The 16,446-nt window shown below is 70.3% G+C and carries 12 protein-coding genes; 1 reads left to right on the top strand and 11 read right to left on the bottom strand.

Going from position 1 to position 16,446, the window contains the following annotated elements; translation table 11 throughout:
- Positions 1–50: 50 nt before the first annotated feature.
- Genes phnN through phnG form a run of 9 tightly spaced genes read right to left on the bottom strand, consistent with a single transcriptional unit; the run spans position 51 to position 6,775 of the window.
- Positions 51–584, bottom strand: coding sequence for a phosphonate metabolism protein/1,5-bisphosphokinase (PRPP-forming) PhnN (gene phnN / locus EU555_RS24885; RefSeq protein WP_135417908.1), 534 nt, complete (start codon positions 582–584; stop codon positions 51–53).
- Complete coding sequence (locus EU555_RS24880; RefSeq protein ID WP_135417907.1) at positions 584–1,720, bottom strand: alpha-D-ribose 1-methylphosphonate 5-triphosphate diphosphatase; 1,137 nt, start codon at positions 1,718–1,720, stop codon at positions 584–586. The genes phnN and EU555_RS24880 overlap by 1 nt, the downstream gene beginning before the upstream one ends.
- Positions 1,721–1,772: 52 nt before the next feature.
- On the bottom strand, positions 1,773–2,534 hold the full coding sequence (phnL, locus tag EU555_RS24875) for a phosphonate C-P lyase system protein PhnL (RefSeq protein WP_245524470.1): 762 nt from the start codon (positions 2,532–2,534) through the stop codon (positions 1,773–1,775).
- Positions 2,531–3,304, bottom strand: coding sequence for a phosphonate C-P lyase system protein PhnK (gene phnK / locus EU555_RS24870; protein WP_135417906.1), 774 nt, complete (start codon positions 3,302–3,304; stop codon positions 2,531–2,533). Before phnK ends, phnL begins: the two co-directional genes overlap by 4 nt.
- Positions 3,301–3,771 (bottom strand): GNAT family N-acetyltransferase, encoded by a 471-nt coding sequence (locus EU555_RS24865; RefSeq protein WP_135417905.1) that lies wholly within the window; start codon positions 3,769–3,771, stop codon positions 3,301–3,303. The genes phnK and EU555_RS24865 overlap by 4 nt, the downstream gene beginning before the upstream one ends.
- Positions 3,764–4,645, bottom strand: a complete 882-nt coding sequence (locus tag EU555_RS24860) for an alpha-D-ribose 1-methylphosphonate 5-phosphate C-P-lyase PhnJ (protein ID WP_135417904.1) — start codon at positions 4,643–4,645, stop codon at positions 3,764–3,766. The genes EU555_RS24865 and EU555_RS24860 overlap by 8 nt, the downstream gene beginning before the upstream one ends.
- Positions 4,642–5,769, bottom strand: coding sequence for a carbon-phosphorus lyase complex subunit (locus EU555_RS24855; RefSeq protein ID WP_135417903.1), 1,128 nt, complete (start codon positions 5,767–5,769; stop codon positions 4,642–4,644). The genes EU555_RS24860 and EU555_RS24855 overlap by 4 nt, the downstream gene beginning before the upstream one ends.
- Before the next feature lie 2 nt (positions 5,770–5,771).
- Positions 5,772–6,362, bottom strand: a complete 591-nt coding sequence (gene phnH / locus EU555_RS24850) for a phosphonate C-P lyase system protein PhnH (protein ID WP_135417902.1) — start codon at positions 6,360–6,362, stop codon at positions 5,772–5,774.
- On the bottom strand, positions 6,362–6,775 hold the full coding sequence (gene phnG, locus EU555_RS24845; protein WP_245524477.1) for a phosphonate C-P lyase system protein PhnG: 414 nt from the start codon (positions 6,773–6,775) through the stop codon (positions 6,362–6,364). The genes phnH and phnG overlap by 1 nt, the downstream gene beginning before the upstream one ends.
- Before the next feature lie 146 nt (positions 6,776–6,921).
- Between phnG and phnF the strand changes: the two genes are divergently transcribed.
- Positions 6,922–7,686: a phosphonate metabolism transcriptional regulator PhnF gene (gene phnF / locus EU555_RS24840; RefSeq protein WP_135417900.1), complete on the top strand. Its 765-nt coding sequence runs from the start codon at positions 6,922–6,924 to the stop codon at positions 7,684–7,686.
- A gap of 224 nt (positions 7,687–7,910) precedes the next feature.
- Here the strand turns inward: phnF and EU555_RS24835 are convergent, their stop codons facing one another.
- Positions 7,911–9,989, bottom strand: a complete 2,079-nt coding sequence (locus EU555_RS24835) for a response regulator (RefSeq protein ID WP_245524469.1) — start codon at positions 9,987–9,989, stop codon at positions 7,911–7,913.
- On the bottom strand, positions 9,986–15,523 hold the full coding sequence (locus EU555_RS24830; protein WP_135417899.1) for a HAMP domain-containing protein: 5,538 nt from the start codon (positions 15,521–15,523) through the stop codon (positions 9,986–9,988). The genes EU555_RS24835 and EU555_RS24830 overlap by 4 nt, the downstream gene beginning before the upstream one ends.
- Positions 15,524–16,446: the final 923 nt, after the last annotated feature.

The following is a 16,446-nucleotide window of genomic DNA, read 5'->3' as shown; positions in this document are numbered from 1 at the left end:
TGGACGAGGCGGAAAAGTTTCGCAAAGCCCTCCCTGAAGGGAAGCGGCCCTCAGCGTCCCCGCAGGTGGGCGAGGAGCCTGTCGGCCCCGGCCTCCGGCGGGCCGTCATTCATCACCACGCAGTCGGCGGCGACGGAGGCCGAGCGGGAGAGGCGCGCCGCCAGGTCCCCGTCCTCGCGCCGGCCGCGGGCGGCGAGGCGGGCGGCCAGCACCTCGGGCGGCGCGGTCACCTCGACCACCGTGACGGCGGGCAGGCGCCGGCGCGCCTCGCCCACCACCCGCCGCGAGACGTTGCAGACGACGACGCAGCCCTCGCGGGCGAGCGCCGCGCTCGTCCCCGGCAGGGCGTAGCCGAGGCCGTGGGCGCGCCAGGACAGGGTGAAGCGCCCCTCCGCCTCGCCGCGGGAAAACTCCTCCTCGGTGATCGCCTCGTTGTCCTCGTGGATGGAGGGCGGGCGGGTGACGAGGCGGCGCGGGAAGACGTAGCGGGGATCCCCCGCCAGCGCCTCGCGGGCGAGCCGCAGGAGCGTGTCCTTGCCGGCCCCGCTCGGGCCGACGACGAGGACGAAGCCGCCGGCGCCCATCAGGCCACCCGCTGCCCCTGGCGCCAGACCTGGCGCACCACCGGCACGCCCGCGGCAAGGCGCACCCGCACGCAATCGGCGCGAAGGCCCGAGGCCAGGGCGCCGCGGTCGGTCAGGCCCGTGGCGCGGGCCGGGTTGGCGGTGACGGTGGCGATCGCCTCCGGCAGGGTGATGGAGGAGACGCGCTCGGCCAGGCCGAAGGCGGCCATCACCAGGCTGCCCGGCACGTAGTCGGAGGAGAGCACGTCGAGCAGGCCCTCCCGCGCCAGGGCCTCGGCCGCGACGTTGCCGGAATGCGAGCCGCCGCGGATCAGGTTCGGCGCGCCCATCATCACGGTGATGCCGGCCTCCCGCGCCGCCTGCGCCGCCTCGAGCGTGGTCGGGAACTCGGCAAGCCGCACGCCCTCGCCCCGGGCGAGATCGACGTCGGCGAGCGTGGTGTCGTCGTGGCTGGCGAGCGCGATGCCGTGCTGGTGGGCGAGGTCGACGAGGGCCGGGCGGTTGATCGCGTTGAAGGCCTTCCCGTCGCGGATCTTCATCGCGGTGTTGGCCTGGATCTCGGTGATCGAGCGGCCGCCGCGGGCGGCGTAGGTGTAGTACTTCTCGATGTCGCGGAACTGGCGCTGGCCCGGCGTGTGGTCCATCAGCGAGATCAGCCCGACGGGGTAGCGATCGGTGAAGTCCCGCACCGTGTCGATCACGTCGGCGGAGGGGATCTCGCAGCGCAGGTGGGTCAGGTGGTCGGCCCGGAAGAGGTCGGCGCCCTTGGCGGTCTCGATGGCGCCGGCGAGCTGCATCAGCTCGGGGCCGAGGCCGCTGCCGTCCGGGTCGCTGCCGGCGCGCAGCGAATCGAACACCGTGGTGATGCCCGACGCCGCGATCTGCGCGTCGTAGGCGAGCACCGCGCCGAGGGGGTGCCAGCGCACCTTGGGGCGGGGGGCGTAGTGGCTCTCGAGGTGGTCGGTGTGCAGCTCGACGAGGCCCGGGACCAGGTAGTCGCCGTCGAGGTCGAGGCCGCGCTCGGGTGCGCGGCCCTCGCCGATCTCGGCGATGCGGCCGTCGGTGATCGCGAGCCAGCCGCGCTGGACCCTGTCGGGCAGCACCAGGGTGGCGTTGTCGAGGATCCGGTCTTGCATGGAGGTCCCCTTGTTATGCCGCGCGCTGGCGGAATTGCTGCAGCAATTCCGCTCAGTGTGTTGACGTGACCTCCCTCGCAACAGCGAGGGAGGATTGGCGGAACGCCGTGACGTCGACCACCCGGGTCGCCACCGCCTCGCGCACGTCGGTGTCGTGGAAGATGCCGAGCAGGGCGGCCCCGGCGGCCTGGCGGGCGCGGATCAGCTCCACCACCACGGCGCGGTTCTGCGCGTCGAGGGAGGCGGTCGGCTCGTCGAGGAGCAGGATCGGCCGCTCGGCGATCAGCCCGCGGGCGATGTTGACCCGCTGCTGCTCGCCGCCCGAGAAGGTCGCGGGCGGCAGGTCCCACAGGCGCTCGGGGAGATTGAGGCGGGACAGTAGCTCCTCGGCCCGGGCCATCGCCGCGTCGGCCGGGAGGCCTGCTTCGCGGCCGGCGGAGGCCACCACCTCGCGGGCGCCGACCCGGGGGATCACCCGCAGGAACTGCGACACGTAGGAGATCGTGCGGCGGCGCAGGGACAGCACCTCCCGCGGCGAGGCGGCGGCCACGTCGACGGTCCGCTCGCCGTCGCGCACCAGGATCTTCCCGTCGTCGCAGCGGTAATTGCCGTAGGCCATCTTGAGGAGCGAGGACTTGCCGGCGCCCGACGGACCGCCGAGCACCACGCATTCGCCGGGATACACGGCGAGATCGGCCCCCGCCATCACCGGCAGCTGCACGCCGCCGCGCAGGTGCAGGGTGAAGGTCTTGGCCACGTCGCGGAACTCAAGGGCCGGAGAACGCTGCGCGGGGGTGGTTCGATCGGGCATCATGCGGCGAGCACCGAGGAGACGAGGAGCTGGGTGTAGGGCTCGTGGGGATCGTCGAGCACCTGGTCGGTGAGGCCGGTCTCGATCACCCGGCCGGCGCGCATCACCATCACCCGGTGCGACAGGAGCCGGGCGACCGCGAGGTCGTGGGTGACGATGATGACGGCGAGGCCCAGTTCCGCGACGAGGCCGCGGATCAGGTCGAGGAGGCGCGCCTGGACCGAGACGTCCAGGCCGGAGGTCGGCTCGTCCATCAGCACGAGGCGCGGGCCGGTGACGAGGTTGCGGGCGATCTGGAGCCGCTGGCGCATGCCGCCGGAGAACCGCGTCGGCGGGTCGTCGACCCGGTCGGCGGCGATCTCGACCTTGGCGAGCCAGTCGAGCGCCGTGCCGCGGATGGTGCCGTAGTGGCGCGCGCCCGCGCCCATCAGCCGCTCGCCGACATTGCCGCCGGCCGAGACCGCCATGCGCAGGCCCTGCCGCGCATCCTGGCGCACGAAGCCCCAGTCGGTGCGCATCAGCGCCCGGCGCTCGGCTTCCGAGAGGGCTGCGAGGTCGCGCATCACGCCGTCGCGCATGCGGTAGGAGACGCTGCCGGCATCGGGCGCCAGTTCGGTGGCGATCAGAGACAGGAGCGTCGACTTGCCGGAGCCCGACTCGCCGACGATCGCCAGCACCTCGCCGGGATCGAGGTCGAAGGACACGTCGGCGCAAGCTGTGCGGGCGCCGTAATGCTTGGTCAGGCCGCGGGCCTGCAGCAGGGCGTCGCTCATGCGGTCTCCTCCGCGTCGGTCGTGAAGGGGGGATCGAGCCGGAAGCTGTAGCCGTAACGCTCGAAGCCGAGGCTCTCGTAGAAGCGGTGGGCGGGCTTGGCGTCGACGTTCGAGGACAGGGCGAGCTTGTAGCAGCCCTTCTCGCCCGCGAGCCGCGCGGCCTCCCGCATCATCCGCCGGCCGAGGCCGGTGCCGCGCTGGGTCTGCGTCACCACCACGCTCTCGACCAGCGCCGACGGCGTGCCCCAATGGGCGATGTTGTCGAGGATCACGAGGCAGAAGGTGCCGACGATCCGGCCCTCGGCCTCCGCCACGTAGAGCCCGTAATCGGGATAGGCGTCGAGGCGTGCGAGCAGCGCCTCGGCCTGATCCAGGGTCGCGACCCGGCCGTGGTTCAGGTCGGCGTAGAGGCCGAGCACGGCCGGGAGGTCGGGTTTTCGCGCCCGGCGGACGGTCAGGTCAGACACGCGCCGCCTCCGTCCCGACATGCCCGTCGGCCCGGCGCTCCTCGCAATGGTCGGTGTCCGAGCAGACGAACATCCGCCCGCCGGCATCGTCGAGCAGCACCTCGTCGAGGTAGACGCCCTCGGCGCCGCACAGCGCGCAGGGGCGGTCGAAACGCTGGACCCGGAACGGGTGGTCCTCGAAGTCGAGGCTGCGCACGCGGGTGTAGGGCGGCACGGCGTAGATCCGCTTCTCGCGCCCCGCGCCGAAGAGCTGCAAAGCCGGGCAGTCGTCCATCTTCGGGTTGTCGAATTTCGGCGTCGGCGACGGGTCCATGACGTAGCGGCCCGCGACCTCGACCGGATAGGCGTAGGTGGTGGCGATGTGGCCGTGGCGGGCGATGTCCTCGTAGAGCTTGACGTGCATCAGCCCGTACTCGGCGAGCGCGTGGAGCTGGCGCGTCTCGGTCTCGCGCGGCTCGAGGAAGCGCAGGGGCTCGGGGATCGGCACCTGGTAGACCAGGACCTGGCCCTCGTGGAGCGGCGCCTCCGGGATGCGGTGGCGGGTCTGGATCACGGTGGCCTCCCGGGTGCGGGTGGTCACCGCGACGTTGGCGGTGCGGGCGAAGAAGGCGCGGATCGAGACCGCGTTGGTGGTGTCGTCCGAGCCCTGGTCGATGACCTTGAGCACGTCGTTCGCCCCGAGGATCGCGGCGGTGACCTGGACGCCGCCGGTGCCCCAGCCATAGGGCATCGGCATCTCGCGGGAGGCGAAGGGCACCTGGTAGCCGGGGATCGCGATCGCCTTGAGGATCGCCCGGCGGATCATCCGCTTGGTGCCCTCGTCGAGATAGGCGAAGTTGTAGCCGGTCCCCGGCGCGGCGACGGCGGCGCTCATTCGGCGGCCTCCTTCCTCTCGGTCTCGGACGTGTCTGCCTCGACCCTGCTGCGCCGGGCGGCGTGCTCGGCGCGCAGCCGCCGCACCAGCTCCAGCTCGGCCTGGAAGTCGACGTAGTGCGGCAGCTTCAGGTGCTCGACGAAACCGGTGGCCTGGAGCGCGTCGCAATGCGCCAGCACGAATTCCTGGTCCTGGGCCGGGGCGCCGACCGGCTCGCCCAGCTCTTCGGCCCGCAGGGCGCGATCGACGAGGGCCATCGCCATCGCCTTGCGCTCGCTCTGGCCGAAGGCGAGGCCGTAGCCGCGGGTGAACTGGGGCGGCACCTCGGCGCTGCCATGGAACTGGTTGACCATCTGGCACTCGGTGAGCGCCACCTCGCCGAGGGGGACGGCAAAGCCCAGCTCCTCCGGCACGAACTCGACCGCCACCGTGCCGACCCGGATCTCGCCCACGAAGGGGTGGGTGCGGCCGTAACCGCGCTGCGTCGAGTAGCCGAGCGCCAGGACGAAACCCTCGTCGCCCCGCGCCAGCGCCTGGAGCCGCAAGGCCCGGTCCGCCGGGAAGTCGAGCGGTTCGCGGGTGAGATCGCCGGGCGGCGTGCCGTCGTCGGGGGCGGATGGCTCGATCAGGCCGTCCTGGCCGAGCAGGTCGGTCACCCGCGGGGCGTGGGCGGCATCCGCCAGGGGCTCGGCCTCTTCGGCGGCCGGCGCCTCGCCCTCGGCGGCGAGCGCGAAGTCGATCAGGCGGTGGGTGTAGTCGAAGGTGGGGCCGAGCACCTGGCCGCCGGGCAGGTCCTTGTAGGTGGCGGAGATGCGCCGGCGTAAGGACATGGCGCCGGTCTCGACCGGCTCGGAGGCGCCGAACCGGGGCAGGGTGGTGCGGTAGGCCCGCACCAGGAAGACCGCCTCGATCAGGTCGCCGCGCGCCTGCTTGAGCGCGAGCGCCGCGAGGTCGGGATCGTGCAGCGAGCCCTCGGTCATCACCCGGTCGACGAGGAGGGCCATCTGCTCGCGGATCTGCGCCACCGAGAGCTCGGGCACGGTCGTGTCGCCCCGGCGGGTCTCGGCGAGCAGCCGGTGCGCGTTGGCGATGGCGGCCTCGCCGCCCTTCACGGCCACGTACATGGTCAGCCTCCGGTCGTGACGCGGGTGGAGCGCGGCAGCGCGGCGAGGCGGCCGGGTGCGGCGAGGATCAGGTCGATCCCCTGCGGGAAGGCCGCGTGGTTGCGCCCGAGGCGGCCGAGGAAGTCGGCCGGCAGGGGCGCCGCGGTCAGGCGGGCGCTGCCCTTGATGCCGGGGCCGTCGAGATGCCAGCCCTCGTCGTCCGCGAGGCCGGAGACGGCGAGAACCAGGGTCGCGGAGCGGTCCGGATAGGCCGGCATGCCCTGCGCGAAGGCGCCGAAATCCGGGCAGGCGGCGGGATCGGCGATCAGCGCGAAGGCGGCCTCGGACGGGACCGCGGCGATGCGCGCGCCGGTGTGGAAGCGCAGGAAGTCCGGCACGGCCGTGTTCTCGCCGAGCGCAGCATCGAGCCAGAGCGGCGCGTCGGAATCCGCCAGCGCCAGAGCAATGGCGGCGAGCTCGGGCGTCAGCGGCGCCGGGGGCGCGAGGTCGGTGGCGAGGGCCTGGATCGTGCCCGGGCGCGCCAGCGCGTCCATCACCGCGCGGAAGACGCCCTGGGCCTCGTGGACGGGATCGTGGAAGCCGCGCGCCAGCATCAATCCTCTCCCCGGGCCATGGTGAAGAAGTTCACCCGCGTCGCCGCGATCCGGCGCACCTCGGCCTCGCGCTCTGCGGCGCGGCGGGCGGCGACGGGGAGGAGCGCCGCCTCGATCTCGCGACGGAGCGCCGGCCGCTGCCAGAGCGCGTCGAGGGTCGCGGCGAGCCGCGCCTTCGCCCGGTCGCGGCCGAGATGGTAGGCGAAGCCTGTCTCGCCGCCGCTCAGGCGCACCGCGGCCCGGGTCACCGTCGCCTCGCCGAGATTGAACGGTCGTCCGTCGCCGCCGATGCGGCCGCGGGTCATCACCAGGCCGGTCTCCGGCGGGCGCAGGTCCTCGGGCTCCTCGCCGGCACCGACCTGCGTCAGCGCCCGGCGCAGCTCCTCGGGGCGGGCCTCGCCGCAGAGCCCCATCACGGCGCGGCGGGCGGCGAGGTCGGGCGCGTCGGGGCCGCTTGCGTCTGGTCTAGGATCGGGCATCGCGGGATCCGCTGGCATCTCGGTTGTCTAATGGTATAGACAACCAGCCATCCTCGGGCAAATGAAGTTTGGATGACGGTATGGGCGCGTGGGGCGACGGCACGGTGACGGACGGTGCGGTGACGATCCTGGCACGGGGCGAGGGCCTGGCGGCCTGGCGGCAGATCGCGGACGGGCTTTCCGCCGACATCGAGGCCGGGCGCCTCGCGGCCGGCAGCCAGCTGCCGACGGAGGCGGCGCTCGCGGCAAGGTACGGGGTCAATCGCCACACCGTGCGCCGGGCGCTGGCGGCGCTCGCCGAGCGCGGGCTGGTGCGGGCGACGCAGGGGCGCGGCACCTTCGTGGAGACGCCGCGGCTCGCCTATCCGATCGGCCGGCGCACCCGCTTCTCGGAGATCGTCAGCCGGGCCGGCCGCGAGGCCTGGGGCGACCTCATCGGCACCGAGACCGTGCCGGCCGATCCGGCCACCGCGGAGGCCCTGGGGATCGCGCCCGGGGACCCGATGCTCGAGCTCCAGACCGTCCACCGCGCCGACGGCACGCCGCTCTCGACCGCCCGCACCTGCCTGCCGCTGCCGCGCTTTGCCGGGCTGGACCAGGCCTATGCGGCGCTCGGCTCCCTCACCGGCGCCTATGCCGAGTACGGCGTCGCCGACTACACCCGTCTGTCGACCCGCATCGGCGCCCGCCCCGCCTCCGCCGACGAGGGCGCCCGCCTCGACCTCGCACCGGGTCGCGTCCTGATCGTGATCACCAGCGTCAACGTCGACGCGGCCGGCGTGCCGATCCAGGCGACCCGCAGCCTGTTCGCGGCGGACCGGGTGGAGCTGGTGGTGGAGGGGTAGGGGCGGATCCAGGCATCATTCCGCCGGTCGCGAACGACCGGTGCCGAAGCGGTCACCGGTCCGGCGGCGAACATGATGCAAAAACAAGAGCCCAAGCAGGATTGCGCCATGCCGTTCTTCTTGGGCATCGGCGTCGCAGGAAACCGGTCCGGCGCGGCGAGCCGGGGCGCGACGGCGCGGCCGGGCCGCCCGCAATCCGCGACCGAGGCGGCGTCCGAGCGGCGTCACGCCGCCCGGACGCTGTCCAGCGACGTTCTCAGGACGTCGATCAGCTCGTCCGTCCGGTAGGGCTTGAACAGCAGGTCGAATTCGCTCGCATCCTGGTTCTCCTGAAGATAGCCCGAGGTCAGCAGGATCGGCATCTGCGGCCATTGCCGGCGGATGACGCGTCCGAGATCGATGCCGGTCATCGTGCCCGGCATGTTCACGTCGCTGAAGACGAGAGCGATGTTGCGCTCGCGCTCCAGGATGCGCAGGGCCTCGTGGCCGTCCTGTGCGCTCAGCACCGTGAAGGCGAGCGCCTCGAGGGTCGCCGTGATGGTGGAACGGACGTCGGCGTCGTCCTCGACGACGAGGACGACCTTGCCGGCCCCGTTCACGGCGTCTGCCGCCTCGGCGGAGGCGGGTCGCTCGGCGGCCTCCGGGACGACGCTCGTCCGGTCGAGGGCGGGCAGCGTGACGACGAAGCGCGTGCCCTGGCCCGGATTGCTGTCGACCGTGATGGTCCCGCCGCTCTGCTGCACGAAGCCGTACACCATGCTCAGCCCGAGGCCGGTGCCCTTGCCGGCCTCCTTCGTGGTGAAGAACGGCTCGAACACCCGCGCGAGGACCGCCGGCGGCATTCCGGTGCCGGTATCGGTGACGATGACGTCGACGCAGCGCGTGCCCTCGGCCCCGTCCCGGGCCGGGGCGTCGCGACCCTGGACCCGGATGCAGAGCGTGCCGCCCTCCGGCATCGCGTCCCGCGCATTGACCGCGAGGTTAATGAGGGCCGCCTCGAACTGGGCGTGGTCGACGCAGATCTCGGGCAGTTCGCCCTCGAATTCGGCCGAGATCGCGATCCGCTCGCCGAGCGTGCGCGCCAGGAGCTTGACCAGGCCCGGCATGAAGACGGCGAAATCCAGGGCCCGGGGCTGCAGCGGCGAGCGCCGGGAGAAGGCGAGCAGGCGGCCGGTCAGTTCGGCGCAGCGATGCGCGCCCTCGATGGCGTTCTCGACCCGGCGAAGCGCCGTCTCGTTGCCCTTGAGCGAGTTTTTCGCGAGGTCGAGGTTGCCGATCACGATGCTCAGCATGTTGTTGAAATCGTGGGCGATGCCCCCGGTCAGGCGGCCGACCGCCTCCAGCTTCGAGGCGTGCTGCAGGCTGAGCTCCAGCTCCTTGCGCTCGGTCACGTCGAACCACATCCCGAACAGCTCGGCCGGAGCCCCGTCCTCGCCGCTCTTGACCACGACCTGGTCGAGGATGTGCCGCTCCGCGCCGTCGGCGTTGCGCCAGCGATATTCGAGAGCGACCGCGCCGGCCTCCGCCACGCTGCTCAGCTCCCGCAGCACGCGCTCGCTGTCCTCGGGGTCGAGGCGCGACTCCCAGAGACCGGAGGTCGCGAAGGTGCTGCGCGAGAAGCCGGTGATGCGCTCGATGCTGTCGTTGGTGAAGTGGAGCCGCCGGTCCTCGCCCCCGACGGGCGAGGTGTAGAGCGCGATCGGCAAGCCCCGCAGGACGGCGGCCTGATGCTCCTCGCGCCGGCGCAGGGCCTGCTCTGCCTCCAGCTTCTCGCCGCGCACGCGCAGGTTCTCGAGCAGCAGCTGCTTCTCGGCCGCCGCCTTGCGCGTGATCTCCTCGGTCTTGCGGAAGAGGTCGACGAAGACGTCGACCTTCGATTTCAGCACCAGGGGCTGGATCGGCTTGAACACGTAATCGACCGCGCCGGCGGAGTAGCCGCGGAAGATGTGCATGTCGTCCTTGTTGTGGGCGGTGAGGAACAGAATCGGGACGCGGGAGGTGCGTGGGCGGCTGCGGATCAGGGCGGCGACCTCGTAGCCGTCCATGCGCGGCATCTGCACGTCGAGCAGGATCAGGGCGAATTCCTCCCGCAGGGTCCGGCGCAGGGCCTCCTCGGGCGAATCCGCCAGGACCAGGTCGACCGCCGGATCGGCGAGGATCTCGGACGCGGCGAGCAGGTTGCGCCGGTCGTCGTCGACGATCAGGATCTTGGCGCGGATCGGGAGCGCGTCGGGCGACGCGGTCGCCGGGCAAGCCCCGGCCTCGTCACCCGTCGGGACCAGGATGTCGGACCGCGCCGTCACAGCGTCTCCTGCGCCGGTGCCCGCGCGCCCTCCCTGATCACGGCCGCGCCGTTCTGCACCGTGCCGCGCCGCTCCAGCTGGACCCGGAGCGCGGCGAGGAGCTGGTCGACGTCGACCGGCTTCGAGACGTAGTCGGAGGCGCCGGCCTCGATGCACTTCTCGCGATCGCCCTTCATCGCCTTCGCGGTGACGGCGATGAGCGGCAGGCGGCGGAAGGCGGGCATCGCCCGGATCGCCCGGATCGTCTCGTAGCCGTCCATCCCCGGCATCATGATGTCGATCAGCATCGCGTCGACCGTCGGGTTGGCGGTGAGGAGGTCGATGCCGGCCTGCCCGTTCTCGGCGAACAGCACCGCGAGCCCGTGCTGCTCGAGCGCACTCGTCAGCGAGAAGATGTTGCGCAGATCGTCGTCGACCAGGATGATCTGGCAGCCCTGCAGGGTCGCGGTGTCCTGGCCCTCGACGATGATCTGGTCCTCCGGCCGCACATTGCCGATCGCCCGGTGCAGGAACAGGGCGGTCTCGTCGAGGAGCCGCTCGGACGAGCGGGTGTCCTTGAGGATGATGGTCGAGGCGGTGTGCCGGAGCTGCTGCTCCTCGGCCGCCGTCAGCTCCCGGCCGGTATAGACGATGATCGGCAGCTCCTCCCCGTCCTGGGAGGCGCGGATCTGCTCGATCAGCTCGGCCCCGCCGAGATCGGGCAGGCCGAGATCGACGATCGCGCAGTCGAAGCGCCCGCCCGTCACCGCCTCCAGGGCGGCGGCTGCGGTGCCGACCGCGAAAATCTTGACGTCCTCCTCGCCCAGCAGCGCCGCGATGCTCGCGCGCTGGTTCTCGTCGTCCTCGACGAGCAGGAGGTTGCGCACCGGCCGGGTGATGAAGTCCTTCGACCGCTCCAGCGCCCGCATCAGGCCCTCCCGGTCGACCGGCTTCTCCAGGAAGCCGAAGGCGCCGGCGCGCAGCCCGCGCTTCTTCTCGTCGTTGACGGAGATCACGTGGATCGGGATGTGCCGGGTGCGGGGATCGTTCTTGAGCAGGTCGAGCAGCGCCCAGCCGTCCATGTCGGGCAGGCCGATATCGAGGGTGATGGCGTGCGGCTTGAAGCGGTGGGCGAGGCTCAGCGCGCCGGCGCCGTCCTGCGCGATCAGGCCCTTGAACCCGCGCTCGCGGGCGAGCTCCAGCAGCACCGAGGCGAACATCGCGTCGTCCTCGACGATGAGCACGATGTGATCGCCCGCATGGATCGCGTGGCGGTCGTCGGCCGAGGACGAGAGCGCCATCGCGGCGTTGGGCTGGCGTCCCATCGGCCCCGAGGTCCCGTTCGCCTCCGCTCCGTCCGGCGCGCGGCCCGTCGCCGCCTGGACCGGCGGCTCGCAGGGCAGGAACAGCGTGAAGGTGCTGCCGGCGCCGACGCGGCTCTCCACCACGATCTCGCCGCCGAGCAGGCGCGCGATCTCGCGGCTGATCGCGAGGCCGAGGCCCGTGCCGCCGTACTTGCGGCTCGTGGTCCCGTCGGCCTGCTGGAACGCCTCGAAGATGATGCGCTGCTTGTCCTCGGCGATGCCGATTCCGGTATCGATGACCGACATCGCCATCCAGCGGCTCCCGGCGCGCAGCGGCGTGCCCTCCGCCGAGCCGATCCTCAGGGAGACGCTGCCCTTCTCGGTGAACTTGAAGGCATTCGAGAGGAGGTTGCGCAGCACCTGCTGCAGCCGCTTCGAATCGGTGCGGACGGAGCGCGGCAGGCCCGGCGCGACCTCGATCGCGAAGGCGAGGTGGCGCTCCTCGGCGACCTGGCGGAAGGTCCGGTCGAGGTTCTCGACGAGTTCCTGCAGCGCGATATCGCCGATCTCGAGCGACACCGTGCCGGATTCGATCTTCGACAGGTCGAGGATGTCGTTGATGAGCGACAGGAGGTCGGTGCCGGCCGCGTTGATGGTCTTGGCGAATTCGCGCTGCTTGTCGGTCAGGTTGCCGTCGCGGTTCTCCGACAGGAGCTTGGAGAGGATCAGGAGGCTGTTGAGCGGTGTGCGCAGCTCGTGGCTCATGTTGGCCAGGAACTGCGACTTGTAGCGCGAGGTCAGGCTCAGCTGCTCGGCCTTCTCCTCGAGCGCCGTCTTGGCGACCGAGACCTCGCGGTTCTTGCCCTCGACCTCGCGCTTCTGGATCTCGAGCAGCCGCGCCTTCTCCTCAAGCTCCTCGTTGGTCTGCTGCAGGCGCTCGCGCTGACTCTTGAGCAGGTCCTCGGATTGCTGGAGCGAGGCGGCCTGGAGCTCCAGGCGGTCGTTGGTCTTCTTCAGCTCCTCCTGGCGGCTCTGCAGCTCGCCCGTGAGCAGCTGCGACTGCTTGAGGAGGCCTTCGGTGCGCATGTTCGCCGCGATCGTGTTCAGCACGATCCCGATCGACTCGGTGAGCTGGTCGAGGAAGGACTGGTGCGTCTCGCTGAACCGGTTGAACGAGGCGAGCTCGATCACCGCGCGCACCTCCTGCTCGAACAAGACCGGCAGCACGATGATGTTGAGCGGCGTCGCCTCGCCGAGCGCCGAGCCGATGGTGACGTAGTCGCCCGGTACGTTGGTGAGCAGGATGCGCTTCTTCTCGTAGGCGCATTGCCCGACGAGGCCCTGGCGCAGGCGGTAGCGGTTGGAGAGGTTCTTGCGCTCGGTGAAGGCGTAGCTCGCCACGAGGTCGAGGATCGGCTCGCCGGCGTCCTCCTCGACCATGTAGAACACGCCGCGCTGGGCGTTCACCAGCGGCGCGATCTCGGACAGGATCAGGTTCGAGACGGTGGCGAGGTCGCGCTCGCCCTGCAGCATGCGGGTGAACTTGGCGAGGTTGGTCTTGAGCCAGTCCTGCTCGGCGTTCTTCAACGTCGTGTCCCGCAGGTTGCGGATCATCTCATTGATCGTGTCCTTGAGCGCCGCGACCTCGCCCGAGGCCTCGACGGCGATCGAGCGCGCGAGGTCGCCCTTCGTCACCGCGGTCGCCACCTCCGCGATGGCGCGCACCTGGGTGGTCAGGTTCGCCGCCAGCTGGTTGACGTTGTCGGTGAGGTCGCGCCACAGGCCGGCGGCGCCCGGCACCCGCGCCTGGCCGCCGAGCTTGCCTTCGACGCCCACCTCGCGGGCGACGTTCGTGACCTGATCGGCGAAGGTCGCGAGCGTCTCGATCATCTCGTTGACGGTGTTGGCGAGCGCCGCGATCTCGCCCTTGGCGTCGACTGAGAGCTTGCGCTTGAGGTCGCCCTGCGCCACCGCCGTCACGACGCTGGCGATGCCGCGCACCTGACCCGTCAGGTTGGCGGCCATCATGTTCACGTTGTCGGTGAGGTCCTTCCAGGTGCCGCCGACGCCCTTGACCTGGGCCTGGCCGCCGAGCTTGCCTTCCGTGCCGACCTCGCGGGCGACGCGCGTCACCTCCGAGGCGAAGGAGTTGAGCTGGTCCACCATGGTGTTGATGGTGGATTTCAGCTCCAGGATCTCGCCGCGCACGTCGACGGTGATCTTCTTCGACAGGTCGCCGTTGGCCACCGCGGTCGTGACCTCGGCGATGTTGCGGACCTGGCCGGTGAGGTTGGCGGCCATCATGTTCACGTTGTCGGTCAGATCCTTCCAGGTTCCGCCGACCCCGCGCACCTGGGCCTGGCCGCCGAGCTTGCCTTCGATGCCGACCTCGCGGGCGACGCGCGTCACCTCCGAAGCGAAGGAGTTGAGCTGGTCCACCATGGTGTTGATGGTGGATTTCAGCTCCAGGATCTCGCCCTCGACCGCGACGGTGATCTTCTTCGACAGGTCGCCGTTGGCCACCGCAGTCGTGACCTCGGCGATGTTGCGCACCTGACCCGTCAGGTTCGCCGCCATCATGTTCACGTTGTCGGTGAGGCCCTTCCAGACGCCGCCGACGCCCTTCACCTCGGCCTGGCCGCCGAGCTTGCCTTCCGTGCCGACCTCGCGGGCGACGCGCGTCACCTCCGAGGCGAAGGAGTTGAGCTGGTCCACCATGGTGTTGATGGTGGATTTCAGCTCCAGGATCTCGCCGCGCACGTCGACGGTGATCTTCTTCGACAAATCGCCGTTGGCGACCGCCGTGGTCACGTCGGCGATGTTGCGCACCTGGCCGGTCAGGTTCTCGGCCATCAGGTTCACGTTGTTGGTGAGGTCGGCCCAGGTGCCGGCGACGCCCTCGACCCGGGCTTGGCCGCCGAGCTTGCCCTCCGAGCCGACCTCCTTGGCGACGCGGGTCACCTCCGAGGCGAAGGAGTTGAGCTGGTCCACCATGGTGTTGATGGTGTTCTTCAGCTCCAGGATCTCGCCCTTGACGTCGACGGTGATCTTCTTCGAGAGGTCGCCGTTCGCCACCGCCGTGGTGACGTCGGCGATGTTGCGCACCTGGCCGGTCAGGTTCGCCGCCATCATGTTGACGTTGTCGGTCAGGTCCTTCCAGGTCCCGCCGACGCCCTCGACCTGCGCCTGACCGCCGAGCTTGCCCTCCGTGCCGACCTCGCGGGCCACGCGCGTGACTTCCGAGGCGAAGGAGTTGAGCTGGTCCACCATCGTGTTGATGGTCAGCTTGAGCGCCAGGATCTCGCCCTTGACGTCGACGGTGATCTTCTTCGACAGGTCGCCGCGGGCGACCGCGGTCGTGACCTCGGCGATGTTGCGCACCTGGCCGGTCAGGTTCTCGGCCATCATGTTCACGTTGTCGGTGAGATCCGCCCAGACGCCGCCGACGCCCTTCACCTGCGCCTGGCCGCCGAGCTTGCCTTCCGTGCCGACCTCCTTGGCGACGCGGGTCACCTCCGAGGCGAAGGAGTTGAGCTGGTCCACCATGGTGTTGATGGTGTTCTTCAGCTCCAGGATCTCGCCCTTGACGTCGACCGTGATCTTCTTCGAGAGATCGCCGCGCGCCACCGCCGTGGTGACGTCGGCGATGTTGCGCACCTGCCCGGTCAGGTTCGCCGCCATCAGGTTCACGTTGTCGGTCAGGTCTTTCCAGGTCCCGCCGACGCCCTTCACCTGCGCCTGGCCGCCGAGCTTGCCCTCCGAGCCGACCTCGCGGGCCACGCGCGTCACCTCCGACGCGAAGGAGTTCAGCTGGTCCACCATCGTGTTGACGACCTTGCCGATCCGCAGGAACTCGCCCCGGAGCGGGCGGCCCTCGATCTCGAGCTGCATGGTCTGGCCGAGATCGCCCTTGGCCACCGCGCCGATCACCCGGGCGACCTCCGTGGTCGGCTGGACGAGGTCGCCGATCATCGCGTTGACCGAATCGACGCATTCGACCCAGCCGCCCGTCGCCGCCGGCAGCTTGCCGCGCTCGCCGATCCTCCCGTCCTTGCCGACGGTGCGCGCCACGCGGTCGAGCTCGCGCGCGAGCCCCTGGTTCAGCTCGACGATGTCGTTGAACGCCTCGGCGATCTCGCCGTCGATCCCCGTCAGGTCGAGGGGAAGGCGGGTCGAGAAGTCCCCCCTCCTGAAGGCGCGGAGGCTCTTGAGGAGAAGCTTCGGCTCGAGCTGCGAGGAGACGGGCGTCATACGGACAACCTTGCGGGCGACGAAAGCCTGCCGCGCCGGCGGGCACATCGGTCCATGGGCCTCGCCGAAATCCGACGGGTCCGGTGCCGATCGTAGCCCTTCGGCGGGCGGCGACCCGTGCTGGTAAGGGGGCACACCGCAACAAGCAAGCTCACCTCAGGGTAACGCGTGGTTATAACGCGGCTCCGGATCAACGTCGCAAAGCCTCGCTCCCGTCTTGGCCCGATCTTCCCCGCCTCTCATTTCGCATTTCCGAGCGCCTGTTTCTCCCAAACCTTTTTGAATGCGCTTACGCTGAGTTTCTTATTGCATTTACGCAGAGAGAAAGACGTTTTCGTCTTTGTTTCGATGAGTTTATTCGATCAATGGCTGAAGTCTGCTGGCGTTTGGCTCTCGCGGCGGGTCGGAGCGATGATTCCAGGCAGCGGCCTCACGAACTCGAACAAATGGGCGACGATTACGCCAGTGAAATTACGGGTCTTATTGGGACGATTCTTTGAACGAGCAAATTTGTTGCGCGTTGTCGATCATGACACTCGCATGAGCATGCGATCATTTGATAATAAGAAATAATTCCACCAGTCAGTGCGGCCTGTTAACGAAAAATGCGCGACAAGATCTACCCCTGCAAGGCTCGCAAGACTCTCGCAATTCACAGCCTGCACACCTCGGCATAAGCCGGCGCCCGGATGCGAAGGCGCCAGGATATCATGAGGCGTCTCATCACGGAGTCCGCCATCACCGCGGCCTCGCGTTCGGTGGTGGCCGCCAGCACAGGCGGCCCGTCCCGGATATCCGGTGTCACTTCGTCCGCGAACCCGCCGGGCGGCCGTCACGGGCCCGCGACCGCACGCCCGAGCGCGTGTCTCCCGTGTCGGGAGCCTGACGCTCCCGCGTAGGAAGCCCGATGTGCAACCGTTTCG

The organism is Methylobacterium nonmethylotrophicum (assembly GCF_004745635.1).
In the GTDB taxonomy this organism is placed as follows: domain Bacteria; phylum Pseudomonadota; class Alphaproteobacteria; order Rhizobiales; family Beijerinckiaceae; genus Methylobacterium; species Methylobacterium nonmethylotrophicum.
The sequence above is the reverse complement of the archived record's forward strand: the minus strand, read 5'-3'. Positions and strand labels throughout refer to the sequence as shown.

Coding starts and splice junctions, on each gene's coding strand:
- phnG (WP_245524477.1), bottom strand. CDS start 6,775: ATGGGGCTCTGCGGCGAGGCCCGCCCCGAGGAGCTGCGCCGGGCGCTG.
- EU555_RS24855 (WP_135417903.1), bottom strand. CDS start 5,769: ATGTACGTGGCCGTGAAGGGCGGCGAGGCCGCCATCGCCAACGCGCAC.
- EU555_RS24860 (WP_135417904.1), bottom strand. CDS start 4,645: ATGAGCGCCGCCGTCGCCGCGCCGGGGACCGGCTACAACTTCGCCTAT.
- phnK (WP_135417906.1), bottom strand. CDS start 3,304: ATGAGCGACGCCCTGCTGCAGGCCCGCGGCCTGACCAAGCATTACGGC.
- EU555_RS24880 (WP_135417907.1), bottom strand. CDS start 1,720: ATGCAAGACCGGATCCTCGACAACGCCACCCTGGTGCTGCCCGACAGG.
- EU555_RS24830 (WP_135417899.1), bottom strand. CDS start 15,523: ATGACGCCCGTCTCCTCGCAGCTCGAGCCGAAGCTTCTCCTCAAGAGC.
- phnF (WP_135417900.1), top strand. CDS start 6,922: ATGGGCGCGTGGGGCGACGGCACGGTGACGGACGGTGCGGTGACGATC.
- phnL (WP_245524470.1), bottom strand. CDS start 2,534: ATGATGCCCGATCGAACCACCCCCGCGCAGCGTTCTCCGGCCCTTGAG.
- phnN (WP_135417908.1), bottom strand. CDS start 584: ATGGGCGCCGGCGGCTTCGTCCTCGTCGTCGGCCCGAGCGGGGCCGGC.
- phnH (WP_135417902.1), bottom strand. CDS start 6,362: ATGCTGGCGCGCGGCTTCCACGATCCCGTCCACGAGGCCCAGGGCGTC.